A 26319-nucleotide genomic window follows, 5' to 3' on the forward strand; every position below is an offset into this window, starting at 1 on the left:
ACGGTGTCCGGCCTGTCGGCGGTGGACCCGGCCCGGCTGCCCGCCGCGGGCGACGCGATCTTCGCTGCTGTGGCAGGACCACACCTTCCCGGCGCTCCCTCTGCTCGCAGTCATACCGCGGTCGCGTACGGGCCCTGTGGGGTGAGCCTGACGGCGTTCAGCAAAGGCAGGCGGAGGACGAACCGTGCGCCCCGTGGCGAGTCCTCGATCTTCAGTGTTCCGTTGTGGGCGGCGACGATCGAACGGGAGATGGCCAGCCCGAGGCCGCTGCCCTGAGGGTCTCTGCGTCGTCCCTCACCGAGACGGACGAAGGGCTGGAAAACGCGTTCGCGGTCTTCGGGCGCGATGCCCTTTCCGTCGTCGATCACCGTCACGACGGCCGCGCCGGCGGCGCACCGCGCGGTGACCTCGACGGCCGCCTTCGCGTGCCGCTGCGCGTTGACGACGAGGTTGTTCAGGACGGCCGCCAGCTGCAACCGGTTTCCCAGCACCTTCACCTCGCCGTACACGTGGGTGGACACCGGCACGGGCCTGGCCGTCGTGATCATCTCTTCTTTCACCACCGCGCCGAGGTCGAGCGGTTCCAAGGGCGCGGGAGCCGTCTTGATCCGGGCGTACGCCAGCAGATCGTCGATCAGTTCCTGGAGCCGCTCGGCGGAGCAAAGCCCTGTTCTGATCGTTTCGCACGGATCTACGTCGTCTGGATACAGCAGCGCTTCCTCCAACTGCGTCCGCAGTCCCGCCAGGGGGGTCTTCAGCTCGTGCGAGACGACGTGCGCGAACCGGCGCTGCTGCTCCATCGCCTCTTCCAGCCGGGTGAGCGTCTGGTTGGCGGTACGGGCGAGCCGTCCGATCTCGTCGTCGCTCCGGGGCTCGGGGACGCGCAGGCTCAGGTTCGTCACGCTGATCTCCGACATCCTCGCCCGGATCAGTTCCACGGGACGCAGCGTACGGCCGATGAGGATCCAGGTCAGCCAGGTCGTGGCCAGGACGACCGGTATGCCCAGCGCCAACGTCGAGAACTCCAGCAGGTGGGACGCCAGGACGGGGGGTGGTTCCATGCCCGCGTACACGAAGTCAGGCTCGTCCGCCACGATCCGCGGGTAGACCTGGGGCGGGATGCGGACCGCGGTGATCAGGTGACAACCGGCCCGCGAGCACTCGGTCAGATTGACGATCGGCTTGTCGGCCGTCGGCCGGACGATGCTCAGCGGGGGCCATCCCACGGCTCCGGCGTTCCCCGCGATCACCTTCCCGCGGGAGTTGACGATCTGGAGCACGTCCACGGGCGTGTTGGGGGGCGGGGGCAGCCTCCCGCCGGTTCTCATCAAGGCGATCCATTCGGTCGCCGCCCCCTGGGTCTGATTGAAGACCTGATTCTGAACCTGGTTGCGAACGGCGAGGTCGAACCCGATGCCCATCAGGGTCATGAGGAGCAGAGACGCGGCCGCCGCGAGCATGGCGAAGCGCGCCTGGATCGAATGACCGTGTAATAGATCTCCCATCCACTGCCCTCACAGATTCCTGGGCCTGGACCGCTTCGCGCGCGACTTCGGGCAGAAAGGCGTTGATCGCTTCGGCGCGTACGCCACAGGACAGCCCTACCGCGAGCCGGAGGCGTTCAATCCCGGCGTCGGCAAAACCTTGTCCAGGACGGTCTCGGCACCGGCCCGCACCCAACCCTCCTCCTCTGACGGATGGGAGCGAAGCACGGCTCGTCTGTCAGAGCGTGCCTCTGGGGTGGGTGGTCAGGTGGCGGCCCACTCGGCCGACGAGGCGGGCCATCTCGTAGGCGATCAGGCCGGCGTCGGCGTCCATCATGCTCATCACCGCGAGGCAGCTTCCGTTACCCGCCGCCGTGACGAACAGCAGGGCCGCCTCCATCTCCACGATGGTCTGGCGTACGGCGCCGCCGCCGAAGCGCATGCTCGTACCTTTGGCGAGGCTCTGGAAGCCGGCGGCCACGGCTGACAGGTGTTCCGCGTCCTCGCGGGAGAGGCTGCCGGAGGCCGCGACGCGCAACCCGTCGTTGGACAGGATGATCGCGTGCCGCACGTCCGTCACCCGTGTCACGAAGTCGTCAAGCAGCCAGTTCAGCTCGGTCGACATCCCCACACCTCCTCGCCGTCTCGTTCGCGGTCGGCAACGCGGAGATCGTGAACCGGATGGACCCGCTCGATGCCATGTCACCTCGTCGGTTCGCCGGGGTGCCGCCAGGGACCGGCAGCCGAGGGCGAAGATCGGCGACGAGACTAGCACTGTGACGGACGATTTTCTTGATACATCCGTGATATTTGGTGAATTGAGGTCTTACGTGATTAGTGTCGGCTTAGCAGCGCGGTAGACCTCCCCCAGCCGCTTGTGGTGCTTTCGATGAGCCGCGGGAGTCCAGGCGATGCGGATCAGTTGTACGGCCACGACGGCGAGGGCCGCCGCTTCGATGCCGAGGAGGGACCACTCGACCAGGCCGATCAGCACCTGGTGCCCAGGGAGGGCGAGGTAGGTCAGCACGGCCAGGGCGCCGCCCGCGCCCAGGGACAGCCACTCCAGCGGGCGGGCCGCCGGCCGCCAGCGCTCGTCGTCGCCGAACCGCCGCACCATCAGCGCGGCGGCTCCGGCGAGGCCGGCCAGCGCGACCACGATCATGATGTCGGCCGCGACCGTCCCCGGAAGCAGGGCCGCACCGGTCAGCGACGCCGCCCACACCGCCACCAGCCGCTCGGGCCAGCCCGCGACAGGCGCCCGTACGGCCCGCAGGCACGCGAGCAGCCCGAGCGAGGACGCCGCGAGCATCACCATCGCGAGCGAGGTGCCCGGGTCCAGAGCCGTGGACCGGCCGATGGTCAGGTGAAGCGTGTCAAGGGGGACACCGATCCGGCCGACCGCCATCGTGATCGACGCGACCAGCACTCCGGTTCCGGCGACCAGGGGGTAAAGCCTTCTCAGGGGCAGCATGGACCAAGACTGACCCGAAACGATCGTTTCGAACATCCGGTGCCGCCCCTGAGCGACCCCTGAGGCGGTCCCGGGATGCCTCAGGGTCGGGGCCGTCCAGCGATCCCCGCGCGGCGCGAGCGGACACCGGAGCCGGACTCCAGCCACGACCTCCGCGCGGCGCGAGCGGACACCCGAGCCGGACTCCAGCCACCGAGTAGCGCGCGCGGACACCGGAGTCAGATTCCAGCCACGACCTCCGCGTAACGCGAGCGGACATCGGGGGCCGGGTCGGCCTCGAAGAGCGCGGGGGTTCCGGCCTCCCACCTCGGAGGTTCCGGGGTGCCGGCGAGGAGCCAGGCGGCCTGGCGTGCCGCCCCGTCGGCGACGTACTCCCCGGGCTCGGGCACGAGCACGGGACGTCCGAACACCGCGGGCGCGATCCTGCGTACCGCCTCGGACCTGGCGCCTCCGCCGATGAGCAGCACCCGTCCTGGAGCGATCCCCAGCGCGTCCAGCGCGTCGGCCAGCCCGCAGAGCATGCCCTCCACGGCGGCCCGCGCGAGGTGCGCGGGGGTCGAGTTGGACAGCCGCAGCCCGTGTACCGACCCGGTGGCCTCGGGGAGGTTCGGGGTCCGCTCCCCTTCCAGGTACGGCACGAGCACGAGCCCGTCCGCACCCGATGGGGCCCGCAGGGCGAGATCGGAGAGCTCCGCCGTGGTCACGCCGGCCATGCGCGCCGCCGCGTCCAGCACCCGGGCGGCGTTGAGCGTGCACACCAGCGGAAGGAACCGGCCGGTCGCGTCGGCGAAGCCCGCCACGGCGCCCGAGGGGTCCTGGCTCGGGACTTCGGAGCAGGCGAAGACCGTCCCCGAGGTCCCGATCGAGACCACCACGTCGCCGGGGAGCAGCCCGGCTCCGAGGGCCGCGGCCATGTTGTCGCCGGTGCCCGGCGCGAGTCGTACGGCCTCACCCCGCCCTGTGTCGCGTGACTCTCCCGCCTGGCCGGTGGGGTCGAGCACGCGGGGCACCTGCGGGGCGTGGCCCATGGCCAGCTTGAGCAGGTCGGGGCGGTAGGAGCCCGTCGCGGGCGACCAGTAGCCGGTGCCGGAGGCGTCGCCCCGGTCGGTCGTGATCGCGCCGACGCCCGGCGATCCTGCCAGGCGCCAGGTGAGCCAGTCGTGCGGCAGGCACACCGCGGCCGTACGGGCGGCGTTGTCCGGCTCGTGCTCGGCCAGCCAGCGGAGCTTGGTCACGGTGAACGACGCGACCGGAACGCTGCCGGCCGCCTCCGCCCATGCCCTCGGCCCGCCCAGCTCCGTGATCAGGTCCTCGGCCGCGCGCGCGGAGCGGGTGTCGTTCCACAGCAGCGCGTCCCGGACGACCTCGCCGTGCTCGTCGAGGCACACCATGCCGTGCTGCTGCGCGGCGACCGACAGCGCCGCCACGTCGGCGAGGCCGCCCGCGGCGGCGACCGCCTCCTGGAGCGCGTTCCACCAGTGGTCCGGGTGGATCGCGGTGCCGGGCGGGTGGGGCGCCCGGCCCTCGCGGACCAGGCTCCCCGTCTCGGCGTCGCGGATGACGACCTTGCAACTCTGCGTCGAGGAGTCGACTCCCGCGACCAGGGTCATCCCCGCACTCCGAGGAGGTGCTCAAGCGCGAGCTGGTTGAGGCGGGTGAAGTGGAAGCCGCGCTCGGCCACCTTGTCGATGTCGAAGTCGTCGTTGGCGAGGTTCTCGTAGGTCTCGCCGGGGGCCAGGGTGGGCTGCGCCAGCTCGGTGACGCGGGAGTTCACGAGGGCCTCCTGGACCTCGGGGTCGGCGCGGAACGCCGCCGACTTCTCCTTGAGGATCAGGTACGTCCGCATGTTCGCGGCGGCCGAGACCCACACGTCCTCGGCGTCCTCGGTGCGCAGCGGCTTGTAGTCGAAGTGACGCGGGCCCTCGTAGCCACCGTTCTCCAGCAGGTCGACCAGGAAGAACGCGCTCTTCAGGTCGCCGTGGCCGAAGACGAGGTCCTGGTCGTACTTCGGACCGTGCTGGCCGTTGAGGTCGAGGTGGAAGAGTTTGCCGTGCCAGAGCGCCTGGGCGATGCCGTGGACGAAGTTCAGCCCGGCCATCTGCTCGTGGCCCACCTCGGGGTTGAGGCCGACCATCTCGGGGTGCTCCAGCTCGTTGATCAGCGCGAGCGCGTGGCCGATCGTGGGGAGCAGGATGTCGCCGCGGGGCTCGTTCGGCTTGGGTTCGAGGGCGAACCGCAGGTCGTACCCCTTGTCGATCACGTACGAGCAGAGGATGTCGAGGCTCTCCTTGTAGCGGTCGAGCGCCGCCCTGACGTCCTTGGCGGCGTCGGACTCCGCGCCCTCGCGCCCGCCCCAGCAGACGTACGTCGTCGCGCCCAGTTCGGCGGCGAGGTCGATGTTGCGGATGACCTTGCGGAGCGCGTACCGGCGGACGTCCCGGTCGTTGCTGGTGAAGCCGCCGTCCTTGAAGACGGGGTGGGTGAACAGGTTGGTCGTGGCCATGGGAACCTTGAGGCCGGTTTCGCTCAGAGCCCGCTTGAAGTTCTCGATGGCCTTGTCGCGGTCGGGCTCGGTGGCGAGGAGGTCGTCGTCATGAAAGGTCACGCCGTAGGCGCCGAGTTCGGCGAGGCGGTGCACCGCCACCGCCGGGTCGAGCGGGGCGCGGCTGGCCTCGCCGAACGGGTCACGCGCCTGCCAGCCGACCGTCCACAGGCCGAACGTGAACTTGTCTTCCTTCGTGGGTGCGTACTCGTTCACTGTTGGTCTCTCCCGATTTAGTCTATGTTGTGGACTAAATATCGGCCGGTACTCGCGGCAGGTCAAGAGGGACGCCCCGGCGAGTTCACGGGAAGGTATTGGGCGCTGTGATCGAAGCAGGAGACAACCCCTGATGGCACAGGCCGTACGGCACGATTCGATGCGCGCGGGGAACCTCGCCGTGGTCCTCGGAGAGCTCGACCGGAACGGGCCCCTGACGCGTGCCGCGCTCGCCGAGACCACCGGCCTGACCAAGACCACGGTGTCGAAGCTGGTCGGAGACCTCATCGACGCGGGCATGGCGGTGGAGTCCGGCGCGGTGCGCGACGGCGAGCGCGGACGGCCCGGCGTGGCCGTGCGCCTCAGCGGGCACCGGGTCGCCGCGCTGGGCCTGGAGATCAACGTCGACTACCTGGCCGCCTGCGTCGTCGATCTCAGCCGCACGGTACGCCTGATCCGTACACAGCCTGTGGACAACCGCGCGGCCTCGCCGGAGGACGTGATCGCGCGGCTGCGGCAGCTGGCGACGGCCCTGCTCGACGACGCCGCCGCGCAGGGGCTCTCGGTCGCGGGCGCGATCGTCGCGCTGCCCGGTCCCGTCGACCGCTCCACCGGGGCCGTCCACCGCGCGCCCAACCTCGGCTGGCGTGACGTCACCGTCGCCGAGACGCTCGCGCTTCCCCTTCCTGTGCTTGTGGACAACGAGGCGAACCTCGCCGCGCTGGGCGAGCTGTGGTTCGGGTCGGGGGCGTCCTTCGGCGACTTCCTGCACGTGTCCGGGGAGATCGGCATCGGCGCGGGCCTGGTGGTCGACGGCGCCCTGTTCCGGGGAGCGCACGGGTTCGCGGGCGAGCTCGGCCACGTCGTCGTCTCCCCCGACGGCCCCGCGTGCCGGTGCGGGGGCACCGGCTGCCTGGAGCGGTACGCCGGGCAGGACGCCCTGCTGCCCCCCGGCGAGGAGATCGGCGAGCTCGTGGCCCGTCTGCGGGAGGGCGAGCCCTCGGCGGCGGCCGCCTGTGAGCGGGCCGGCGCGGCGCTCGGCGTCGCCCTCACCACGGCGGTCAACCTGCTCGACCCGGACACGATCGTGCTGGGCGGGATCTTCGCACCGCTGTTCCCGTGGGTGTCCGGCCCGGCGGAGGAGGCGATGCGGAAGCGGCTCGGGCAGATGCGCACCCGCGTCCCCGCCCTGGTCGTCTCGCAGGTCGGCGCCGACGCCGCGACGCTGGGCGCCGCGGGCCAGGTGATCCAGCGCATCATCGCCGACCCCGGGGCCTTCCTGCTCACCCCGCAAGGGTGACCCGGCCTGTGGAGCTGTGGTACTCACCGGAGTATATTGGTTGAGAGTTCAACTTACCGGAGGCGATCATGCCCGTTCACCGTCTCAACCACGCCGTCCTGTACGTGCGCGATGTCGAGCGCAGCGTCGCGTTCTACCAGGAGGCGCTCGGCTTCCACGCGGTCATGGCGTTCCCCGGCGCGGCCTTCCTCCAGGCGCCGTCGTCGAACAACGACCACGACCTGGGACTGTTCCAGATCGGAGCGGAGGCCGGCCCGTCCCAGGCGGGGCAGGCCACCGTCGGGCTCTACCACCTCGCCTGGGAGGTGGAGACGCTCGACGACCTCGGCGAGATCGCCGCGAAGCTGAACGACCTCGGCGCCCTCGTCGGCGCCTCCGACCACTCCACCACCAAGGCCCTGTACGCCAAGGACCCCGACGGCATCGAGTTCGAGGTGTCCTGGCTCGTCCCGGCCGCGCTCCTCACCGAGGAGACGCTCGCGGGTCGCAGCAAGATCCGGCCGCTGGACATCCCCCGCGAGAAGGAGCGGTACGGCGCGAGCACGCGCGGCGGGGTGGGAATCTCGATCGGCGTCTGACGAGACCGGGCACCGCGTGATGAAATCGGCGTGGGCTTACAAGATCGGCACCTGGCAGGGGGCGGTGCGTCTTTCAGGCCGTGCCGACCTCCAGCACCGCCTGCTCGACGGTGTCGAGGGTCTCGAAGTGGTTGTCCAGGCCACTGATCCGCAGCCGACGCCGCAGGTAGTCGGGTACGGCGACGAGGATGAGCCGTCCCTTGGCGGAGGTGATCTGGTTGAAGATGTACACCAGCGACCCGAGGCCGGCCGAGTCGCAGAACTTCAGGCCGGCCAGGTCGATGATGAGACGGGGGCCCTGCTCACCGCTCCACACACCGTCGATGTGGGCGTTGAAGATGGGGGTGCCGTGAAAGTCCAGGTCGCCGGCCAGATGAAGCACCGTGCATTTATCAAGGCGTTCAACACGGATGTCTAAGTTATGCCCGTGCTGCGACGCTGACATGGGTATGCACCCCTTCTAACGGTCGAACCGTTTGCTGTCTCAGTGCAGGCTATGCCCCTCCTGTCTCACCCGGCCACCCAACCTGACCGCAGGGCCCCGGCGAACGGCGCCTAACCGCCGGACGGGCTCGGCCGGTCCTCTTTGGATCCGCCGGATTCGTACCACCTGCCGCTGTAGGACTCCCAGCTCGGCGGCGTGCCCGGCAGGGCAGACCGCTGGTCGCCGGCGCGAAGGCCGTCGAGGGCGATCGCCAGCAGCCGCCGGCTGATGCCGGCCTGCTCTTCCGTGCAGCGCGGGATCCTGCTGAAGTGCTCGATCAGGTACGAGACGTCGAGCGTGGCGAGATCCGGCCGTACGGTGCCGTCGGCCTGGGCGCGTCGTACCAGCTCGTCCAGCAGCTCGCGCCCCAGCTCGCTCGCCGCCGTCATCTCGCCGGTGACGGCGATCGTGCCCGCGGCCGGCCCGAGGGCCCCGACGCGCGCGGCGACGCACCGCCTGACGAAGCCGCAGACCGCCGACCACCCGTCGCCCTCGTGCGCCAGCGCCTCCCGCGCCGAGGCGATCGACTCCTCCATCGACAGCAGGCAGAGCCGTTGCAGCAGTTCCTCCTTGCTGCCGTACCGGCGGTAGAACGTGGCGATGCCGACACCCGCGCGCTCGGCCAGTGCGGACATAGGAGCCCCGGCGCCCTGCTCGGCGAAGACCGCCCTCGCCGCCTCAAGCACGATGCGGTCGTTGCGCTCGGCCTCGGCCTGACGTCCCCACCGGCGCTCCCGCCGGGCCTCCATCGAATCCACGGCCGAAGTCTAGTTGCGATCGGAGCGAACCACTCCGATATTTTATTCGGAGCAATCTGCTCCGATAGTGGATCCAACGGAGAGGAGTGGTCGTGCGGGCGGGCCTGCGCGTCGGGACCTCCCTGAACGGCTCCGGCGGGTACGCGGAACGGGTCGCGGCGGACACCGGTGGCCTCATCGTCGTCCCGCCGGAGCTCGGCCTCCCCGAAGCGGTGGCGCTGCCGGCCGACGGCCGTACGGCCATGGGCATCATCCGTGCCGCCGCGCTCCAGCCCGGTGAGTGGGTTCTCGTGGAGTCGGCCGCCGGAGGGGTCGGGAGCCTGCTCGTCCAGCTCGCGTCCAGCGCGAGCGCCCAGGTTGTCGCGGTGGCCGGTTCCCGGCGGAAGCTCGAACTGGCCACCGAGCTGGGCGCCGAGGTGAACGCCCTGATGAACACGTAGGTACGCCGCCCACTCAGGTGATCAGCCGTTTACAAACGGGTTCCAAGCGGTCTGATCAAGGCTGCGGTCATGAGCCGCTCGCGTCGTACCAAGGCGACCCGCAGGAAGCGCCGCCCCGTCTCTCGCAGGGTTCGCCGGAGAAAAGGGTCCTTTATGGAACTCCTGGAGAAGATCATCATTGTGGGCTTGGTGCTCGTCCCGAGCCTGGGATGGACCGTGACGTCCACCGCTTGGGCGATGCCCGACGTCCGGCTGGCGATCGACGAGAGCGCCGCGCCCGGAACCATGACCGTGCTGGGGTGTGAGTACAGGAACTACACCAACAGCTCCAAGCAATGGCGGTACTGCGAGGGAACCTTCGTCTACGACGGCACCGGCGAGGCGGTCCGGGTCCGCGCCTACGACAGGGCGGATCCGGGCGACGTCTACGCCGCCCGGATCACCGCCGAACGCGACAAGACCGTGCAGCGGGACCTGAAGGGCGTGCTGGCGCCTCTCGGCGAGGCGTTTGCCAGCCTGTGCGTACTGGGAGCGCTGCTTACGGGCTTGATGTGCTTTTTACCGGTGGAAACGCTGTGGCCGTTCGTGTCCGCCGCCTGCTTGGTGCCCGCGATGGGGCTGGTGGGCTGGGTCGCCTCCCAAATCGTGTCCAACACATGACCGGTCGTCAGGAGCCGACCTGGAACGGACGCATCATCTCGTTGTCCTCGTGTTCGAGCAGGTGACAGTGCCACACGTATGTGCCCTCCAGGTCGAACATCATCTTGATCCGGGTGACCTCCTTCGGATAGGCGATCACCGTGTCCTTGAAGCCGCGCTCCCAGCGCTCGGGCGAGCGGGCGGCGGTGCCCTTGAGCGGCCTGCGGTCGACCACCTCGAAGCGGACCTCGTGCAGATGGACCGTATGGGCGTCGTCGGTGGAGTTGTGGATCTCCCACATCTCGATGGCGCCGAGCGCGGGGTTCTCGGTCACGGGGTCGGACCACATCTTGGCGGTGCCGCCTCCTGCGAGGGTGCCGAGCATCGAGGCCGTCGGCACCTCCGTGCCGCCTCTCACCTCCATGGCGTGCTCCAGGAGGGCCACCTGCCGGGTCAGCGTCGCCGGACCGCGCCGGATGAGCGCGGGCAGCGCGAGCAGCGCGGGCGGCACGCTCTCGTCCCTGCCGGAAAGCGGCCTCAGCACGAACTTCATCACCTGCCCCGTGGTGGCGGGGTTGGCGGGCGCCGCCTTCGCGTCCCCGCTGAACGGCTCGTCGGGGCCCTCGTTGATCAGATAGAACTCCGTGCCCGGCCTGACCCCGCTGAAGTCGACGATGACGTCGGCGCGCTCGGCGGGTCCCATGACCAGGCTGTGCAATCGCACCGGCTCAGGAAGGTACCCGGCCTCCGCCCCGATCTGCCAGAAGGGCACGGCGGGCGCCACCGGCCGCTTGGCGAGGGGGTCGGCCGCCATCTTGAGGATCAGGAACCGCGAGTTGCATCCGTTGAGGAAGCGGAAGCGGTAGCGGCGCGGCTCGACCGCCAGCACCGGCCACGTGCGCCCGTTCACCATCATCGCGTCGCCGAAGAACTCCGGCTGCCAGATGGGCGGCACATGGCTGCGGGGGATGTACGGGCCGCCGTACCTGTCGGAGAACTGCGCCCGGCTGCCGGGGTAGAACAGCGAGCCGTCCTTCGCGAACGACCGGTCCTGGATGATGATCGGGATCTCGTAGTAGCGCGTGCCGGGAGGGTCGCCCGCCCTGGGAGCGGGCCCGGGAAGCACTCCGGGGTCGAGGTCGGTCGCGCCGCCGCGAAGCAGGTAGAAGCCCGCCAGCCCGGCGTAGACGTTGAGCCGCGTCATGCCGAGGGTGTGGTCGTGGTACCAGAGCGTCGAGGCGGGCTGGTCGTTGTCGTACTGGAAGACCGCCGACCCCGGCTGCCACTGGACGCTCTCGCGGCTCGCGAACGTGCTCATGAAATGGCCGTACCACGAGCCCTCCGTGGCATGGCCGGAGGGGATGTTCCGCGCCGCCGGGAGGAACCACGACTCGGGATGGCCGTCGCTGTCGTCCGTGCTGCACCCGCCGTGCAGGTGCGTGGTGATCGGCACGGGCCCCCGGTACCGGCCGGGTGTGGTCGTGAACGCCGGGCGCGTGTCCCTGCCGTGCGTGCCGCCCGGGGGGTTCGCCCAGTGCAGTGTCGGGTCCACCGGCAGCAGGTGGGACAGGTAGCGCCCGTCCCCGTCGACGAGCTGGTTGGCCCACGTACACCGTACGGGGCGGCCGGACCTGGCCTCGATGGTCCACGCGGGGGAGGCGAAGCTCTCGGGGTGCTCCGGCGAGCCGTACCCCCACAGCGTGGTGGCCGGGCTGCCCGGGGGCAGCACCTGCTGCCGGAACTGCCGGACGCCGATGACGTAGTGGTCACGGTCGCCGTCCGGCGAGGCGTCGGCGGGCATGGCCGGCGGGATCACCAGCGGTGCGACGTACTTGGCCATGCCCGCCGCGTCGAGCGTGCCGGCCCAGCGCACCGTGGAGGCCGCCCGGCGGGTCGCCCCGGCGGCGGACGCCTGTGACGTCCGTCCGGTGGCCAGCAGGGCCGCTCCCCCCGCCGCCGCCTTCAGGACCTGACGTCTAGTGACCATCTCGGCTCCTTTCCCGGGGCCGGGAAGTCCGGAGTTCGGCCTGCCGGCGGCATGCCCACGTCCCGCTCTTAACACGGATATATGCCTTATAAGGCGACAATTCCCCCTTAATGACTTGTACCCACCTGGCCACACTCCGAGCGCGGGATGACAGGGCCGTGTCGGCGAACCACCGATACGGAAGGCCAGCTGACCTCCCCGTGCACAACCGTTTTATGCGTTGACAGGGGAAATACATTCCCCAATTCCACGGCAACTCGTCGTCAATCGGGGGGCAAGCTGGGCGCTTCTCAATGAACAGGAAGAAGGGAGCAAGAAATGACCACCAGTGGAATCGGCATCGTGGGTGCGGGGATCTCCGGCCTGACGCTGGCGCTGCGCCTGCGACAGCTCGGCGTGGACGTGACCCTGTACACCGAGAAGACCGCCGACCAGTTGAGGGGCGGCCGCCTGCCCAACACCGTCGCCCGGATGAAGCGCACCCGCGACCGCGAGCGGGCACTCGGCAGTGAGCACTTCGCGGAGGACGGCAGCCTCGCGAGTACCGCGAAGATCTCCATCAAGGGCGAGCCGCCGCTGGAGTTCCAGGGCACCCTCGACGAGCCCTTCCACGCCGTCGACTTCCGCCTCCTGCTTCCCGCCTTCCTCGACGACTACACCTCCCGTGGCGGCCGGCTGGTGGTGACCGAGCCCTCTCCAGGCGCGGAGGACGTCGAGCGGTGGTCGGCCGCCCACGAGCTGATCGTGGTGGCCGCCGGGAGGCGCTCGGTCTCCGAGCTGTTCCCCCGGGACGCCGCACGCTCTCCGTACGACCGCCCGCAGCGGTCGCTCCTCGCCGGCCTCTACACCGGCATCACGCCTGCCGGCTTCAGCTACAACGTGTCGCCAGGGTGTGGAGAGATCTTCCAGATGCCCATGCGCTCGCGGGAAGGCATGACCGGCGGGATGCTGGTCGAGGCGATTCCCGGCGGCCCGCTGGAGCCGATCACCCAGATGCCCTACCAGGACGACCCGCGCGCCTTCATCCGCGCGCTCCAGGACGTGCTCGCCGAGCACGCGCCCCGCATCGCCGAGCGCGTCGACCCCGGCTCGTTCGACCTGCTCGGCCCCGACGACCTGCTCCAGGGCGCGGTGACACCGGTGGTGCGCACCCCCGTCGCCAAGCTCGCCTCCGGTCGGATCGCCCTCGCCGTGGGGGACGCGTGGATCACCAACGACCCGGTCACCGGTCAGGGGGCCAACCTGGGCTCGCACTGCGCCTGGGTGGCCGCCGAGGCGATCGCGGCGGGCGGGCCGTACGACGTGGCGTTCGCCGAGTCCGTGGCGGCCGAGATGTGGAAGGTCGCGGGCCCGGTGACCCAGTGGTCCAACGCCTTCCTCCAGCCGCCGGCCGAGCACGTGCTCAAGCTGTTCATCGGCTCGGCCATGGACCCCGGACTGGCCGACCACTTCGTCAACCTGTTCAGCGACCCGGTGGCCGCCTGGTCGGTGTTCTCCGACCCGGCCGAGGTGGACGCGCTCCTGGCTTCCCGCGCGAAGGCCTGACGACCCTCACCGATCCCGCCACCCCCGGCCCCTCGGCGCCTGATCGTCAGCGCGTACGTTCCAGCGGGCTCGTCACGGTCGAGCACACCGGCTCAAGCGCGGACCGGGGGCCGGGTGATCATCCGATGTCCGGCATGGCCCGCAGAGCGCCTGGGGCTGGTACCCTATAGGCGGTTGTGGGGATCCCGCGACCATGCCGCCTTAGCTCAGTCGGCCAGAGCACTTCACTCGTAATGAAGGGGTCAAGGGTTCGATTCCCTTAGGCGGCTCCCCGTCAGAAGGCCCCCGCGGAGATCGCGGGGGCCTTCTGAGTGTCTACGTGCGGGACTACGGCTGGGAAGTGCCTCGCCAAGCCCTTTGCCAGAGAATCAACTACACGGTCACCTTCCGTCTCATAGGCGTCGCCTAATCGCCCCTGGGGGCCGCGTCAAGCCTTCCGGCCGTCTCAGCCAAGCCCTCCCGATCCAGCGCCCAGCGTTCAGTTAGACGTAGCCCTGCTCTATCTGAAGGCTCTCACCCACCGTCCGAGCGGCATGTCTGGCCGTCCTCCGTAAGGCACTCTCGCCTCTCCCGGACGGTTGGACTGGTGGATAGTGCGCTGCGTCCTCGCTGGCCTGCTGCCCGTATCGGACCTCGAACCAGACTGTTCGCCCCGCTTCGTCCTCATAAACGGCCCAGCGGTCGGAGATCAGCTCCACGATCATGAGACCCCGCCCGCCTTCTCCGAAGATATCCCCACCGACCCGTGGAACCGACGCGCCGCCCTCATCCACCACATCCACGTGGATGCGGTCGAAGCAGTCGGCCAACGCCAGGGTGATCTTTCCGCCATCTCGCGAGTTGGAATGAACGACCGCGTTCGTGACGATCTCGCTGACCAGCAACGTCACATCGTCCAAAGCTGGATGATTGTCATCGAGCTTTCGGCGCACATACTCACGCGCCTGTTGGGCCGACTCCGGAGAGCCAGGCAGATCGATAACCCCTAACAAGTTCCCTTTCACCCAGTTTTGCCGGTGAGACGGCATGGTCTTAGGGTGTGTCACAGGATCGCACCTCCACCGTGCGGTTCAGGAACCCGCACGGCGTTCACCGCGCCTGCGGGTTCCGACTTTTCCGCTGTCACCACCCATCACATCGCCTCATACACGTGCGCCAACAGTGCGACCAGGGGAGACTAGAGGAGACTGAGCGAGCCCACGTGTCTCCCCTAAGGAGCATGAGCGATGAAGGATGTCCCGATCTGGGCCGCACGACTCCGCGCCGAACGGCGTAAGAGGCTTTGGACCCAACGCGAAATGGCCAAGCGACTAGCCGACGCCGCCGACGAGCACACCCACGCGCGTCTCCCCACACGGGAATCCCTCATCCGGAATATCAAAGACTGGGAGGCGGGCAACCACCGCCCCAAAGACCCCTACCCGGTTCTGTATAGCCGAGCGTTCGCCATAGTGGAGGATCAGCTATTCGGCAACGGAGGAGCCCCCCCGCGCCGCGCCCCTGCTGACATCCTGAAAGAGCTGCTACGCGGAGAGAATCCACTCGCCCCGATAGCAAACCGAACAGGTCGCCGTGTCGGCTCCGAGACTTTGGCCGACCTCTCAGCACGAGTTCATGGTCTGCGACTCGCCGACGATTTGATCGCTGGCAAGGACTTGATCCAGCCCGCGTTTCGTGAACTCGATGCCGCCGTACGCATCTACCGGGAAGGTACTTATCACGAAAACGTAGGAAAGGGCCTACTGGTCGCAATTGGTGAATTCGCCCAGATAGCGGGATGGGTAGCCAGCGACGCCGGACAGCACGACCAAGCAGCACGAACATACCGGCTCGGCATCAGCGCCGCACACGAAGCCGGAGACGGCACGCTTGCCTCGAACCTCATCGGATCGCTGGCGTACCAGACCACCAACACCGGGGACCCGAACGAAGGCGTAGCGCTCGCGTACGCGGCCCTGGACGCAGCCGCTCCACATGACTCCCCACGAGCACGCGCACTCGCATGGGATCGCGTGGCATGGGCACATGTACGTGCCGGAGAAGCGCAAGCGGCCATGCGGGCACTCGGCGAAGCCGACACCGCGTTGACCAACCTCGGCACGGAGAACGAGCCCGCATATCTGTATTGGATAAACGCCGGCGAACTACAGATCATGGAGGCGCGTGCCTATACCGAGTTGCGGCGACCACTACGCGCCGTCCCCCTCCTTACCGATGTACTCGGCCAATACAACACCACGCACACCCGCGAACTGGCGCTATACCTGTCGTGGCTCACCGTCGCACTGACAGACGCCAACGAGCCAGAGGAAGCGGCGCAAGCGGCCGAACGAATGCTCAACCTATCCGCTGACGTTGCCAGCGACCGAACCGCCCAACGCGCAAAAATCGTCCGCACTCGGCTGGAAAGGTACCGTGACGTACCGCAGGTTCGGGATCTTCTTCACGATCATCGATGGGATCACTGAGCGCCTCATCTGAGGTTAGAGAAACGCCTCCAGCGGGGGGATCCGGCTCCGGGCAGCGGTGTGGTCGCCCGAAAGACCGAACCGGGTCTCTGTGGAAGTCCGGGCTTGCCACCGCATGACGCGCTGATGACTCACAGACGCCATGTGTCAGCCCTGCATTTGTGAAGTAGAGTCCGGAAAGACTCGCGGACGTTCTCTAACAGCGCAAGCGATCAATTTAGCAGACTCAATCGGGTTTTCATGTTCCCAGACGCGGATGACGAGCCAGCCAGCACCGGCGAGGGTCTCGTCAGTATCGCGGTCGCGCTCGCGGTTCTTGGCGATTTTCTCGCTCCAGAATTCGCGATTTTGTTGGGCAGGGCGATGATGGTCGGGGCATCCGTGCCAATAGCAGCCGTCCAAGAATACGGCGACCTTGGCTTTCGAAAAGACAAGGTCCGCGCGGCGGCGTAGGCCTTTGAGTGGAGCGACGTCGACGCGGTAGCGGAGCCCGAGTCTATGGGTGGCGGAACGTAGAGCGAGTTCGGGTTTGGTATCCCTGCCGCGATTGGCTTTCATGATGGCGCGAACTGCTGAGGAACTAGCCCAGGAGATGTCCGGGGTCTGAGAGAGGATGACGAGGCTCTGTTCAAAGGCCATGCGCCAAGCCGCCGCGAGGTTGCGTGATCGCGTAGTCTCGCAGACCTCACCCAGGTAGACCTCGGGAGACTTGCCGCCATCTGACCAGCGCAGATAGGCGCGGATACGGCGAGTGTTGGGAAAGACCTTCAATTCGACTGACGCGCGGGCGGTTCGCCCGTCGCCGAGGTCGACAAGTCGCCGGTCACGGCCGCCGGCGGCGCGGTCCTGTTCGGCGGTGCGCGCGGCTCGGTCGAGGCCGGGTTTACCCCTCCAGGCGCGGGCTGGTGGGGGGCGCTCCTTCCATCGTCCGGGTTCGGTGGGAGCTAAGTCGGTCACTTCGCTCTCTCAACGTCGTCCAAGACCGTCGCGACGGCGTCGGCGAACACTCTGCCGAGCAGGACGGGCACTGCGTTGCCGAGCTGGCGCATCTGTTCGCCGCGCGGGCCGATGAGCTTCCACTCGTCGGGGAAAGTCATGACTCGTGCTGTCTCCCGAACCGTCATGTAGCGGTGAGTGCCGTCGTCGAGGAGCATGACCGACTCGCCGCCCGGGACGCCGTGAACGCCGGCTTTGACGGTCTTAGCGGGCCGGTCGAGTTCGTTGGGGGTGTGGCCGGGGTAGATCCGGGCGTCAGGCCATCCGATGTGGTCGGTGAACCCGCCCAGGTTGTATTCCTTGCGATCGAGCTTCTCGACCGGTGGCAAGGAACGCTGGCCGTCAATGCCCTTGAGCGCGTCGCGCAGTGTGCGCCACGGAAACGGCTTGTCCTCATCCGGAAGCACGCTCAGATGCTTGGGAATCCTGGCCATCACGCGCTCTCTGACCGCCTTAGGGACCTCGGGATGCCGTTCCCAGTACGAGCCGTCGAGCATCGACTCATACAGGCTCTCCTCGGAGAATCGGGGCCTCACCAACTCTCTGAAACGCGCACGGTCGACGCCGAGGTCTCGGCGAAACGCGACGATGATCACGCGGTTCCGAATCTGGGGAACGCCGTAGTCTGCCGCGTTGACGGGAAAGTGCTCGACGTCGTATCTCTCGTGAGAGTCGACAGTCGCCGTCTCCATCAGGTGACGCAAAACCTCGTCGTGCTCCCGCCAAGACCCGCCTTCCGCGCGTTCCTCGAAGGGCAGGGACAGCTCCCGCTTGATGTAGTCGAAGTACGGCTTGAATGATGACCGCAGCAGGCCGCGGACGTTCTCACAGATCACCGCCTTGGGCTCTGCCTCCCGGATGGCCCGGAACATCTGAGGAAACCCGTTGCGGTCATCCTCGTCGCCCTTGGCGACGCCCCCCAGGCTGAACGGCTGGCACGGAGGGCCGCCCGCGAGTAGGTCGACCTTGCCCTTCAGATAATCGAAGTCCACCTTGGCGACATCGCCCACGATCAGGGGCGGTCGCTCGCCCGGCGCCGGGATCGGAGGCCGCTCGCCGTCCAACTCGAACGGGACGGCCTTGTTCGCGGCCAACGTCTCACAAGCGCGCTTCGCGAACTCGTTGAACAGCAGCGGACGGAAGCCCGCCTTCTCCACCGCCATCGCCAGGCCACCGCCACCGGCGAACAGCTCAACGCCCGTCCGATCCCCTGAGCCGCGATGCGACTGTTCAACCATGCTAAAAGCGTACCGCGGAATTGATGATCTTCGTGTCCTTACGAGTAAGGATCTTCGAACACACGATCAGCCAGCACCACCACTACCGCCCCGCTATATTGCGGTACACACACGCCGGATGACGTCCGGCAAGCACCACACGCCCCAGTGCTCTGGGATGATCAGACCGCAGTATTCGAACGGCACCCCCCAACCGCTCGACGTCGAGGAGTAGCCATGGCGCCGGACTCGGTCGCCGAGTTCAAGCTGAGCATCACCAAGGCACTCGCTGACCAGTTGGCCGAGACCCTCGATCCACTGACGCCGGCTCCCCTCAGCCTGGAGATCCTCGCCGAGGTTGAGAACCGTCCGGGTGTCTACATGCTCTTCCTTGACGGCAGGCGCGTCTACGTCGGCAAGACAGCCAAAGCCTTACCCGTACGACTCAAGCAGCACCATAGGAAGATCTCCGGACGAAGCGGTATCTCCGTGGATCACATGAGCTTTGTCTGCGTGTACGTCGACCGGGACATGGACTCCGTCGCCCCCGAGAAGATGCTGATCAGCAAATACGCCGCGAGAGGCGGCGTGCCGTGGAACAACAACGGCTTCGGGAACAAGGATCCGGGCGCAAAACGCGATCACAGTCTCGTCAAGATCAATCACTTTGACGCCGAGTACCCCATATGCCTGGACATCCACATCGAGCTACCCAGCCAGCCAGCGACGGTCTCGGCCACGTTGAAGAGCCTCAAGAGAGCCCTGCCGTTCAACCTCAGGTACGACACCAGCAACCAGGGCAAGGCCGTCATGGACGCCCACAGCGTGACTGTCCCGCCTACAGCCACAACCTTCCGGGAGATCATCGAGGTCATCCTTGAAGCGCTTCCCATCGGATGGCAGGCCACCGCTCTACCTGGCTACGTGATCCTCTATAGAAAAGAGGACGCGTATCAGAGCGCCACGGGTTGGTGGCGAAAGGCGGAAGGCAATGGAGTGACCTGGCACGCCGGGCCCTCCAAACGCGACCTCTCAGAGGAGCCGATCAAGCCCGACGACGACGCCGAAGAGGAGGGGGATGGCGAAGAACCGGACGAGGGAACTTGACACTCCCGGACCGGGAAGGTCCCTTGGTACTGCCCTCACACGATCGCCGAGCTGGTGCGGCGGCCCGTACAGCGACACCGCCTCATAGGACCCCCCTCTACCGCCCGAGCAGGACGGGGCGCCGTCGACAAGGGCTGTGGCCCTCACTCGTGAGCAAAGGGTCGGGTTCGATTCCCTTAGGCGGCTCGGGTCAAAGGCCCTCCCGGATCTCCCGGAGGGCCTTTTTTCATGGGTGTGCGGCAGGACTGGGCGGCGACAGGGCTTGTCGCGGGCGGCGGTGGACTTTGTCCGCTTGGAGTCGCCTCAGTAGGGCAGGAAGATCTGGCGCTGGGTCGCGCTGTCGTCGAAGGCTTCCAGTTGGGCCTGGCCTTCGGTGGCGAGGGAGTCCAGCATGGTGTGCAGCAGGGCGGTGCACAGGACCGTGGGCCCGGCGTGGGAGTCGAAGGCGAAGTCCGAGCTCACCGGCGCGAGCAGCACCTCGTCCGCGAGGTCGATGAGCCGGCCCACCGGTTGGTCGGTGATGAGGGCGACCTTCAGCCCGACGCGCCGCGCCCAGGTGATCCCCTCGGCGAGCTCGCGGGGGTAGCGCGGCAACCCGATGGCCAGCACCCACTCGGCTCCGGATTCGGCCGCGCGGCTCAGCCGGTCCTCCAGGGTCGAGCCCGCCACGTCCAGCACCCGTACGTCAGGGAGCACCTTCTCGGCGAGGTAGCCGAACAGGTGCGCCAGCGGTGCGGAGATCCGCAGGCCCATGACCAGCAGCGGACGCGACCTGGCCAGCCGGCCCGCCACTTCGCGAAGCTGGCTTGGATCCCGTAAGCCGTCGCGCAGCCGCTCCAGGTCGCGGATCTCGGAGTTGACGAGGGCTTGGATCTCGTTGAGGTCCTCGGGGGGCAACGGTCGCCGCGCGCCGCCGAACACGGACGAGCGGAGCGTGTCGCGGAACTCCGGGAACCCCTTGAACCCGAGCGCGGCGGCGAATCGGGTGACCGATGGCTGGCTGACGCCGACGCGCTCGGCGATGTCGGCGCTGGTGAAGAAGGCGGCCTCCTGCGCGTGGTCGAGCAGGTAGCGCGCGATGCGGCGCTGCGAGGGGGAAAGCCGGTGGCCGTCGAAGAGCTCGCGCAGGTTCGCGGCGACCCGTGACGCGTCCGGCACGGCGAGCGACTGGCCGGTCTCCCTGGCACGCCCCATCCTTGGGCACCTTCCCCTTCTCCATGGAGTTGGAGTGACGGACCTGGCGATGGCTCTCACCGCCCGGCGGGGCAGGTCCATCGGTGGCCGCGTCACCTCATGAGTCGCGATGTTCCTGTGGGCACAAAGCGAGCGCCGGACGGCCCTGGTGGGGGCCGCCCGGCTCGTTCAATGCGCGACGACGACCGTCAGTTCTTCGGGCCGTTGCCGTTGAAGCGGGTCTTGCAATCTTGCAGCCTCACGTCGACCTGCTCGCCCCTGTCGACGGTGACGTGCACCGTCTCCAGGACCTCGCCGCTCGGGCGGGCACAGGTGAGCGTCCAGCTCTCCTTGAGGAACTTGCCTGGGCCGGTGGCCACGACGCCGTTCTCAGTGTAGGCGGGGGTGGGCCGCACCGAGGGGTTAACGTGCCAGGCGAACTTGCCGTTGGTCGGGGCGATCAGGGTGGACTCCAGGTGGGTGGGCACCGCCCTGGGGGGATCCAGGACACCGCCCGTCTGCACGATCGGCGCGGTCCACAGGTTGAAGTCCTTCGTGATCGTCAGGACCGCGCCCTTAGGCGCCTTGCCCGTGATCACGGAGTGCCCCGCGGGGTCCGCCGCGTACTCCAGAGCCACCATGAACGCCTCGCGGTTCGACTTGCCCGCGTAGCGGCCGGTGCCGAGGTAGTCCTCGATCACCTCGGGGTAGGTGTTGTTGGTCGACTGGGTCTTCATGATCTCGAACGTGAACCCGAGACCACGGGTGGCGTAGTACGACCAGTCAGGGGTCTCGCCGGTCGTCTCGTAGTCGAAGCCCGACTTCATGCCGGTGTAGCCGTTCTTGGCCGCCATCGCGTCGGTCAGGGCGGCGTAGACCGCCTCGTCCGGAGCGTCGCCCGCGCGCTTCTCCAACGGCGGACGGAGGAGGGTGTGACCGGAGGTGTGGTTGGTGATCAGGACGGTGACCTGGTTGGACGAGGTCAGGTCCATGACATTCTTGATCTCGGGCTCGGTGCCGGGCCCGGGACCTCGGTTGGTCGCGTTGGAACCCGCGTTGCTACCCCAGCCGAAGGGGTAGTTGCGGTTGATGTCGACGCCGGCGTTGCTGGCGCACGTCGGTGAGACGCCGCAGCTCGTACGCCGGTTGAGGATGAAGCCGTCCACGTTGACGACCGGGACGAAGATGACCCGTGCCTGGTCGAGCAGGCGGGTGATCTGCGGATCCTTGCCGTCGTTCTTGATCAGGTCGTAGGCGAATTCCATCGTGTGCTCGCCGGAGGGCCACTCGTTGCCGTGGTGGACCCCCATCATGAACAGGACCGGCTTGCCGTCGGCGGTGTCGACGTGACGGGTCACCTCGATGCCGTACACCTCACGGCCCTGACGGGTCTTGTGCGGCAGCGTGACGTGCTTGACGAGATCGGGGTAGCGCTTGCTCAGCGCGAGCATCTCGTCGTTGTAGTCGGTGATGGTCCGGTAGGTTGTCCGGCCGCTGGGCAGAGCCGTCGGCTGCACCGCCGCCACCTGGACGGCCGCCTTGGCGCCGGCCGATTCGGCGAAGCTGGTCGCGGCCGCCGGAATGCTGAGTGTTCCCAGCAGTCCGACGCTCAGCGCGAGCGTCAGAACCCGTTTCTTGTTACTCCAGGCCGCGGGGGGCTGCGAGCCTCTTGAAGACATGCTGGACCCTTTCTAGCTGCGGACGAATTGGAACCAGAAAGGCGCCCTTTTCTCCGAGCTATCTTGCGAAAATCCTTTCCAAGCTCACCGAGGGGCTATTGATTGGAAAGTTGTAGGTAGTCTTGGGGATGAAAGTTTGCATGTCAACCCTTTTCGGCCATGCTCTTTCCGCACATCTGCGGGATGCCTGAGGTGGTGTTTCGCACACGGGGTGGGCAGGGGAGGTGAGGGGCGCCCCGGCCCGGGGTCCACCGGATGGAGCGGGCGGCGACCGGTACGCCGTCGGGTCCGGCAGCGGGCGGCACCCGTCTCACTTATTGAGATCGACGGGAGGAAAGGCAAGGTGCCACGATCCCCAGATGGATCACCTCCGCCCGTCGGCCGCGAACCAGCGCGGGTGGGTCGGCGATCTTCCCTCGCCGGTCGGGCTCCGATCGACGAGTGGCCCGTCCGGCGCGCGGAGGGGGTTCAGGCATTTCCGTTCGATCGTTTTCCGGCCGTCCGGATAGCGCTTTCACGATGCGCACCCGTCAACCGGCATCGATTTCGGGTAGTGCCGAAAATCGGCTCATTCGTACACCGGCGACGTGCGTGTCGGGTCCGGCACCGATAGGTCGATTTCCCCGAGTGGCCGGAAGGCCCTCCCGGACAGATCCGGGAGGGCCCTTTCATGGGTGTTCGGCTAGCGGGTCACCAGCCGACGGCGACCAGCAGCCACTGGGGGTTTCCGTGAGAGATGAAGGACGACTGTCCGGCGTAGTCGTCGTAGGGGAAGCCGTAGGACAGCTTGTTGATCGCGTGGTCGTGCCAGAACTTGGCGTAGTAGTTCGCCGGAGCGGCCAGGTAGTAGTTGGCCGGGTTCGACCACTGCGACTGGGGCAACTGCGCGACGTGGCGGTTGAGCGCGGCGCAGTTCCCCGGGTCGTTGGCCAGCGAACCGGCGCAGCCGAAGATGTCCGAGGTGGCGGCCGAGATGCCGACCGACGCCGCGTAGCTGGTGAAGTAGTTCGCGTTCGCTCCGCCCGCCCGGAAGCCGCTGTAGCTGCCCGGCGCCGGGATCCGGTACGGGGCCTGGACCTGCGCCAGGGGCTTGAACTCGGCCGGAACCTCGTTGATGAACCGCTGGAACGTCGCCGCGCGGTCCTCCTGGAAGGTGCTGTAGTCCTCGCCCACGGACACGTCGTAGCCGTCATGGGCGTGCAGTCGCATCGCCAGCTTGAGCCCGAACGCGTCGACGCGCGTGGTGTTGCCGTTGAACACCGAGGCCCCGACGGTGAACTCGATGAAGTCGTAGTACTGGCTGTTCGGCGAGCCCAGGTAGAAGTACATCCGGCCGGCGGAGTTCACCGGCATGTCGAAGTACGGCTGCTCCGCGATCGAATGGACCTGCCCGTTGTAGCTCCAGTAGACCTGGCTGTCGGGGTACTTGCCGTTCGTCCGGTTGAGGATCTTGACCATGATGACGTTCTGGGCGGCGGGGATGCCGCTGGTGTCGCCCCAGAAGGACCCTGGGTCGGTCGGAGTCGGGGTCGGCGTGGTCGTCGAGCCCGTGGTGCGGACGGCGAACTCCCAGAGCGAGTAGCCGTAGGGCGTGCCGCGGACGGTGCCGTACATGCGCACGTACCGGCCCGTGCCCGTCACGTCGAGCGTCTGTGTGCCGCCGGTGCCGGTGGTCGTGGCGTAGACGTTGGTCCAGGTAGACGCGTTGCTGGAGACCTGGATCTGGAACGACTTGCCATAGGCCGCCTCCCAGGTGAGCACCACCTGGCAGATGGTGGCCGAGGCGCCCAGGTCGACCTGCACCCACTGCGGGTCGCTCGCCGCGCTCGACCAGCGGGTGCCGGCGTTGCCGTCGAAGGCCGCCGAGGCGGGGGTGCCGGCGGATTCGACGGAGGAGGCGGTCGCCGGCCTGCCCTGAGCCGCGTTCGCGGTGCCGCAGCCGCTGCCGCCGCCGATGGTGCCGTAGACCTGGAACTCCCACAGGGAGTAGCCGTAGGCCGTGCCCCGCGCGGTGCCGTACACCCGGACGTACCTGCCGGTTCCGGTCACGTTGAGGGTCTGTGTGCCGCCGGTGCCGGTGGTCGTGGCGTAGACGTTGGTCCAGGTGGACGCGTCGTTGGACACCTGGATCTGGAACGACTTGGCGTAGGCGGCCTCCCAGTTCAGCACCACCTGGGTGATGGCGGCGGCGGCGCCGAGGTCGACCTGCAGCCACTGCGGGTCGCTGAACTGGCTGGCCCAGCGGGTGCCGGTATTGCCGTCGAAGGCCGCCGAGGCGGGGGTGCCGGCGTTCTCGACGGAGGAGGCGGTGGCCGGCCTGCCCTGGGACAGCAGGGTGCTGGCCGCGTTGGCCGGCACCGTGATGGTGATGTAGGCGGCCAGCACCGCGACCACGACGGCGGCCAGCGCGGCCATCAGGGAAGCGGGCCTCCCTCGTTGGATCACGGAACGGGATGGGGGGGACATCAGTGGCATAGCAGCTCCTGACGTGGACGGGGATCAGCGCACGACGCCAGACGCGCCGGCCCAGGGACGCAGGGCCGAGCAGGCGCGCGACGGATCGGCAACACGCAAGAGAGCGCTCTCTCGAATAGCAGCTTCATCGACGTTTGTGGAATCGTCAAGATGAACTGTCTGAAACATTCCGATCACGGCAAGTGTTTCGCCCCAAGGTGTTCCGCCGCCCCATCCCGACGACCTTCGCCGCCGTTCCCGTCAATGGCTCACGAAAAGGACGCCGAGCCCGGCTCCCCCTAGAGGGAGCCGGGCTCGCCCTACGGCCGGGAAGGTCAGTATTGGCGGTGCTCGTCGGTCAGCCCGTTGCGCGGGTTGTAAGTGCAGTAGAAAATGCCGCCGAACGTCTTCTGATCGTAGGCCGCCATCTTCTTGCAGTCGTTGCAGTCGGGGAACGACTCAATGAAGCTGCTGTTCGGGCGGGCAGAGGTCGGCAGGCCACACGTGTTGGCCGTGACCTGGGCCGACACCTTCATACTCGATCCGGCGGTCACCGACGCCGACACGGGCGCGGCGAAGAGGGCCGACGCCACAAGGGCCGTGGCCGCGACGGCCGCCCCCGCGAGCCGTCGGTGAATGACAGTGCGCATGGCATTCCTCCAATAGTCCTGAAGTGCACGCATGAGGTTCTTCAACGCATCTCCGATGCCTGGAGAAGTACTCCTCCGGACAGAGCCTTTCGCGGCCAGAACGGAACCACAACATGTTTCGGTCCTGACCGAAAGGCCTTCCCAGTAAGGAAATATGGAGAAGAATCAGTCGACATGATGCGCCTGCACTTCACCGCCGCCGATCTGTGCCGGATCACCTTCGCTCCAGCCCCGAACGCGTTGCAGGAAGCGGCCCTGAGCGTACGCGGGCCGTCCAGCATGGGCTGGTCACGACCGGAGGTCCGGGAATGGCGCCGGTTGGTGAACGGCAGCCTGACGGGGCGCGCTGGAGCACTGATGGACGTGGTCCCCCCGCATGGATTCATGCCGGACTTCCTTCTCCAGCCGGACGCGGCCGACCTGTCCACAGGTCTGGAACTGGCCAGGCAGACCCCCGCCGAGCAGCTCGCAGCCGATCTGACCCGGCTTTCCCTGTGCGTGGGCGGATCGTGGAGACGCGAATTGGCCTCCGGCGAAGCCGGCGCGTGGCAGACTTTCGCCGGCGACCTGCACGGCTACTTCTCCTCATCGCTGGCGCCATGGTGGCCGCTGATCCGCGACACGGCCGCCGCCGACCGGGCCCTGCGCGCCGAGACGCTGCTGCGCGGCGGAAACGACGCTCTGCTCGCGACCCTGAGCGCTTACTGCCGCTGGGAACTACCGGTCCTGCATGTCCAGATGCAGGGCGAACACGATGTCCAGCTGTGCGGGTACGGCCTGCTGCTGGTCCCGTCGTACTTCGCCCCCGGCCCCCTCTTCATGTACCGGCCCGGCCGCTCCGCCGTACTGGTGTACCCGATGTATGCCGGAGATCGGCCGGCCACCGCGAGGGACGCGCTCGGCCCCCTGCTCGGGCGCACCCGGGCGGCCGTCCTGGCCACATTGCGGCACCCGGCCACGACCAGCGCCTTGGCCGAACGGCTCGCCATCTCCCGCGCGTCCGCCAGTGAGCACACGACCGTGCTGCGCAACGCCGGACTGATCGCGACCACCCGGATGGGCAGCGCGGTCCTCCACGCGTTGACCCCTCTAGGCTCGACCCTGCTGGACGGCGACTCCGCCGCCGGCTGA

Annotated in this window: 23 protein-coding genes and 1 tRNA gene; 9 read left to right on the forward strand and 15 right to left on the reverse strand. The window is 67.9% G+C overall.

Translation table 11 applies throughout. The annotated features are described in order from the left end of the window. Positions 1 to 110 precede the first annotated feature (110 nt). The 5 genes from ACGFIV_RS01695 to xylA all read right to left on the reverse strand — a co-directional run bounded on the left by ACGFIV_RS01695 (position 111) and on the right by xylA (position 5713). Positions 111 to 1505, reverse strand: coding sequence for a sensor histidine kinase (locus ACGFIV_RS01695; RefSeq protein WP_392831037.1), 1395 nt, complete (start codon positions 1503 to 1505; stop codon positions 111 to 113). A 217-nt stretch (positions 1506 to 1722) separates the two neighbouring features. Further along, positions 1723 to 2109: a roadblock/LC7 domain-containing protein gene (locus ACGFIV_RS01700; protein ID WP_358552902.1), complete on the reverse strand. Its 387-nt coding sequence runs from the start codon at positions 2107 to 2109 to the stop codon at positions 1723 to 1725. Positions 2110 to 2310: 201 nt separating this feature from the next. Next, positions 2311 to 2955 (reverse strand): DUF998 domain-containing protein, encoded by a 645-nt coding sequence (locus ACGFIV_RS01705; RefSeq protein WP_358552900.1) that lies wholly within the window; start codon positions 2953 to 2955, stop codon positions 2311 to 2313. A 218-nt stretch (positions 2956 to 3173) separates the two neighbouring features. After that, complete coding sequence (xylB, locus tag ACGFIV_RS01710; protein WP_358552898.1) at positions 3174 to 4565, reverse strand: xylulokinase; 1392 nt, start codon at positions 4563 to 4565, stop codon at positions 3174 to 3176. Further along, entirely contained in the window at positions 4562 to 5713 is a 1152-nt protein-coding gene (gene xylA / locus ACGFIV_RS01715; protein WP_392831042.1) for a xylose isomerase, read from the reverse strand. The genes xylB and xylA overlap by 4 nt, the downstream gene beginning before the upstream one ends. A 133-nt stretch (positions 5714 to 5846) precedes the next feature. On the opposite strand from xylA, the gene ACGFIV_RS01720 reads away from it, so the two are divergent. After that, entirely contained in the window at positions 5847 to 7013 is a 1167-nt protein-coding gene (locus ACGFIV_RS01720; RefSeq protein WP_358557538.1) for an ROK family transcriptional regulator, read from the forward strand. 68 nt (positions 7014 to 7081) lie between these two features. Beyond that, on the forward strand, positions 7082 to 7591 hold the full coding sequence (locus ACGFIV_RS01725) for a VOC family protein (protein ID WP_358557541.1): 510 nt from the start codon (positions 7082 to 7084) through the stop codon (positions 7589 to 7591). A gap of 73 nt (positions 7592 to 7664) precedes the next feature. On the opposite strand, the gene ACGFIV_RS01730 is transcribed toward ACGFIV_RS01725, so the two are convergent. Next, positions 7665 to 8036 (reverse strand): STAS domain-containing protein, encoded by a 372-nt coding sequence (locus tag ACGFIV_RS01730; protein WP_358557544.1) that lies wholly within the window; start codon positions 8034 to 8036, stop codon positions 7665 to 7667. A 110-nt stretch (positions 8037 to 8146) separates the two neighbouring features. Further along, positions 8147 to 8824: a helix-turn-helix domain-containing protein gene (locus tag ACGFIV_RS01735; protein WP_358557582.1), complete on the reverse strand. Its 678-nt coding sequence runs from the start codon at positions 8822 to 8824 to the stop codon at positions 8147 to 8149. 101 nt (positions 8825 to 8925) lie between these two features. Between ACGFIV_RS01735 and ACGFIV_RS01740 the strand changes: the two genes are divergently transcribed. Next, entirely contained in the window at positions 8926 to 9273 is a 348-nt protein-coding gene (locus ACGFIV_RS01740) for a hypothetical protein (RefSeq protein ID WP_358557547.1), read from the forward strand. 153 nt (positions 9274 to 9426) lie between these two features. Then, complete coding sequence (locus tag ACGFIV_RS01745) at positions 9427 to 9933, forward strand: hypothetical protein (RefSeq protein WP_358557549.1); 507 nt, start codon at positions 9427 to 9429, stop codon at positions 9931 to 9933. Between the two features lie 7 nt (positions 9934 to 9940). Here ACGFIV_RS01745 and ACGFIV_RS01750 read toward each other — a convergent pair whose 3' ends face one another. After that, complete coding sequence (locus ACGFIV_RS01750) at positions 9941 to 11899, reverse strand: multicopper oxidase (protein WP_358557552.1); 1959 nt, start codon at positions 11897 to 11899, stop codon at positions 9941 to 9943. A gap of 318 nt (positions 11900 to 12217) precedes the next feature. On the opposite strand from ACGFIV_RS01750, the gene ACGFIV_RS01755 reads away from it, so the two are divergent. Both ACGFIV_RS01755 and ACGFIV_RS01760 read left to right on the forward strand, forming a co-directional pair. Continuing rightward, the gene (locus tag ACGFIV_RS01755) at positions 12218 to 13444 is read left to right on the forward strand and encodes a styrene monooxygenase/indole monooxygenase family protein (protein ID WP_392831048.1); all 1227 of its coding nucleotides are present in this window, start codon (positions 12218 to 12220) and stop codon (positions 13442 to 13444) included. Between the two features lie 195 nt (positions 13445 to 13639). Beyond that, positions 13640 to 13713 (forward strand) — tRNA-Thr (locus ACGFIV_RS01760). Positions 13714 to 13926: 213 nt separating this feature from the next. On the opposite strand, the gene ACGFIV_RS01765 is transcribed toward ACGFIV_RS01760, so the two are convergent. Continuing rightward, a complete protein-coding gene (locus tag ACGFIV_RS01765; RefSeq protein ID WP_358557558.1) occupies positions 13927 to 14472 on the reverse strand; it encodes an ATP-binding protein in 546 nt (181 codons plus the stop codon). Positions 14473 to 14670: 198 nt separating this feature from the next. On the opposite strand from ACGFIV_RS01765, the gene ACGFIV_RS01770 reads away from it, so the two are divergent. Next, entirely contained in the window at positions 14671 to 15912 is a 1242-nt protein-coding gene (locus ACGFIV_RS01770; RefSeq protein WP_358557561.1) for a transcriptional regulator, read from the forward strand. Between the two features lie 147 nt (positions 15913 to 16059). Here ACGFIV_RS01770 and ACGFIV_RS01775 read toward each other — a convergent pair whose 3' ends face one another. Then, complete coding sequence (locus ACGFIV_RS01775; RefSeq protein ID WP_358557564.1) at positions 16060 to 16869, reverse strand: very short patch repair endonuclease; 810 nt, start codon at positions 16867 to 16869, stop codon at positions 16060 to 16062. Then, positions 16866 to 18146, reverse strand: coding sequence for a DNA cytosine methyltransferase (locus tag ACGFIV_RS01780; RefSeq protein WP_358557567.1), 1281 nt, complete (start codon positions 18144 to 18146; stop codon positions 16866 to 16868). Before ACGFIV_RS01780 ends, ACGFIV_RS01775 begins: the two co-directional genes overlap by 4 nt. A 216-nt stretch (positions 18147 to 18362) precedes the next feature. On the opposite strand from ACGFIV_RS01780, the gene ACGFIV_RS01785 reads away from it, so the two are divergent. Continuing rightward, complete coding sequence (locus tag ACGFIV_RS01785; protein WP_358557570.1) at positions 18363 to 19232, forward strand: GIY-YIG nuclease family protein; 870 nt, start codon at positions 18363 to 18365, stop codon at positions 19230 to 19232. Between the two features lie 303 nt (positions 19233 to 19535). On the opposite strand, the gene ACGFIV_RS01790 is transcribed toward ACGFIV_RS01785, so the two are convergent. The 4 genes from ACGFIV_RS01790 to ACGFIV_RS01805 all read right to left on the reverse strand — a co-directional run bounded on the left by ACGFIV_RS01790 (position 19536) and on the right by ACGFIV_RS01805 (position 25188). Next, positions 19536 to 20426 carry a MurR/RpiR family transcriptional regulator gene (locus ACGFIV_RS01790; RefSeq protein ID WP_358557573.1) on the reverse strand — a complete coding sequence of 297 codons (891 nt, stop codon included), beginning with the start codon at positions 20424 to 20426 and terminating at the stop codon, positions 19536 to 19538. A 188-nt stretch (positions 20427 to 20614) separates the two neighbouring features. Then, positions 20615 to 22084 carry a M14 family zinc carboxypeptidase gene (locus tag ACGFIV_RS01795; RefSeq protein ID WP_358557576.1) on the reverse strand — a complete coding sequence of 490 codons (1470 nt, stop codon included), beginning with the start codon at positions 22082 to 22084 and terminating at the stop codon, positions 20615 to 20617. 690 nt (positions 22085 to 22774) lie between these two features. Continuing rightward, positions 22775 to 24499, reverse strand: coding sequence for a discoidin domain-containing protein (locus tag ACGFIV_RS01800; protein WP_392831056.1), 1725 nt, complete (start codon positions 24497 to 24499; stop codon positions 22775 to 22777). A gap of 374 nt (positions 24500 to 24873) precedes the next feature. Further along, complete coding sequence (locus ACGFIV_RS01805) at positions 24874 to 25188, reverse strand: hypothetical protein (RefSeq protein WP_358557958.1); 315 nt, start codon at positions 25186 to 25188, stop codon at positions 24874 to 24876. Positions 25189 to 25362: 174 nt separating this feature from the next. Here ACGFIV_RS01805 and ACGFIV_RS01810 point away from each other — a divergent pair, with 174 nt between their 5' ends. After that, positions 25363 to 26319, forward strand: a complete 957-nt coding sequence (locus ACGFIV_RS01810; RefSeq protein ID WP_358557955.1) for a winged helix-turn-helix domain-containing protein — start codon at positions 25363 to 25365, stop codon at positions 26317 to 26319.

Origin of the sequence: Sphaerisporangium sp. NPDC049003, from assembly GCF_043197795.1 — a bacterium.
In the GTDB taxonomy this organism is placed as follows: Bacteria; Actinomycetota; Actinomycetes; order Streptosporangiales; family Streptosporangiaceae; genus Sphaerisporangium.

Excerpts from the sequence above, each read along its gene's own strand:
- xylB (WP_358552898.1), bottom strand. The coding sequence starts at position 4,565 with ATGACCCTGGTCGCGGGAGTCGACTCCTCGACGCAGAGTTGCAAGGTC.
- ACGFIV_RS01805 (WP_358557958.1), bottom strand. The coding sequence starts at position 25,188 with ATGCGCACTGTCATTCACCGACGGCTCGCGGGGGCGGCCGTCGCGGCC.
- ACGFIV_RS01770 (WP_358557561.1), top strand. The coding sequence starts at position 14,671 with ATGAAGGATGTCCCGATCTGGGCCGCACGACTCCGCGCCGAACGGCGT.
- ACGFIV_RS01780 (WP_358557567.1), bottom strand. The coding sequence starts at position 18,146 with ATGGTTGAACAGTCGCATCGCGGCTCAGGGGATCGGACGGGCGTTGAG.
- ACGFIV_RS01735 (WP_358557582.1), bottom strand. The coding sequence starts at position 8,824 with ATGGAGGCCCGGCGGGAGCGCCGGTGGGGACGTCAGGCCGAGGCCGAG.
- ACGFIV_RS01745 (WP_358557549.1), top strand. The coding sequence starts at position 9,427 with ATGGAACTCCTGGAGAAGATCATCATTGTGGGCTTGGTGCTCGTCCCG.
- ACGFIV_RS01755 (WP_392831048.1), top strand. The coding sequence starts at position 12,218 with ATGACCACCAGTGGAATCGGCATCGTGGGTGCGGGGATCTCCGGCCTG.
- ACGFIV_RS01730 (WP_358557544.1), bottom strand. The coding sequence starts at position 8,036 with ATGTCAGCGTCGCAGCACGGGCATAACTTAGACATCCGTGTTGAACGC.
- ACGFIV_RS01800 (WP_392831056.1), bottom strand. The coding sequence starts at position 24,499 with ATGGCCGCGCTGGCCGCCGTCGTGGTCGCGGTGCTGGCCGCCTACATC.
- ACGFIV_RS01750 (WP_358557552.1), bottom strand. The coding sequence starts at position 11,899 with ATGGTCACTAGACGTCAGGTCCTGAAGGCGGCGGCGGGGGGAGCGGCC.
- ACGFIV_RS01705 (WP_358552900.1), bottom strand. The coding sequence starts at position 2,955 with ATGCTGCCCCTGAGAAGGCTTTACCCCCTGGTCGCCGGAACCGGAGTG.
- ACGFIV_RS01785 (WP_358557570.1), top strand. The coding sequence starts at position 18,363 with ATGGCGCCGGACTCGGTCGCCGAGTTCAAGCTGAGCATCACCAAGGCA.
- ACGFIV_RS01790 (WP_358557573.1), bottom strand. The coding sequence starts at position 20,426 with ATGGGGCGTGCCAGGGAGACCGGCCAGTCGCTCGCCGTGCCGGACGCG.
- ACGFIV_RS01700 (WP_358552902.1), bottom strand. The coding sequence starts at position 2,109 with ATGTCGACCGAGCTGAACTGGCTGCTTGACGACTTCGTGACACGGGTG.
- ACGFIV_RS01695 (WP_392831037.1), bottom strand. The coding sequence starts at position 1,505 with ATGGGAGATCTATTACACGGTCATTCGATCCAGGCGCGCTTCGCCATG.
- ACGFIV_RS01795 (WP_358557576.1), bottom strand. The coding sequence starts at position 22,084 with ATGTCTTCAAGAGGCTCGCAGCCCCCCGCGGCCTGGAGTAACAAGAAA.
- ACGFIV_RS01810 (WP_358557955.1), top strand. The coding sequence starts at position 25,363 with ATGATGCGCCTGCACTTCACCGCCGCCGATCTGTGCCGGATCACCTTC.
- ACGFIV_RS01725 (WP_358557541.1), top strand. The coding sequence starts at position 7,082 with ATGCCCGTTCACCGTCTCAACCACGCCGTCCTGTACGTGCGCGATGTC.
- ACGFIV_RS01765 (WP_358557558.1), bottom strand. The coding sequence starts at position 14,472 with ATGCCGTCTCACCGGCAAAACTGGGTGAAAGGGAACTTGTTAGGGGTT.
- ACGFIV_RS01720 (WP_358557538.1), top strand. The coding sequence starts at position 5,847 with ATGGCACAGGCCGTACGGCACGATTCGATGCGCGCGGGGAACCTCGCC.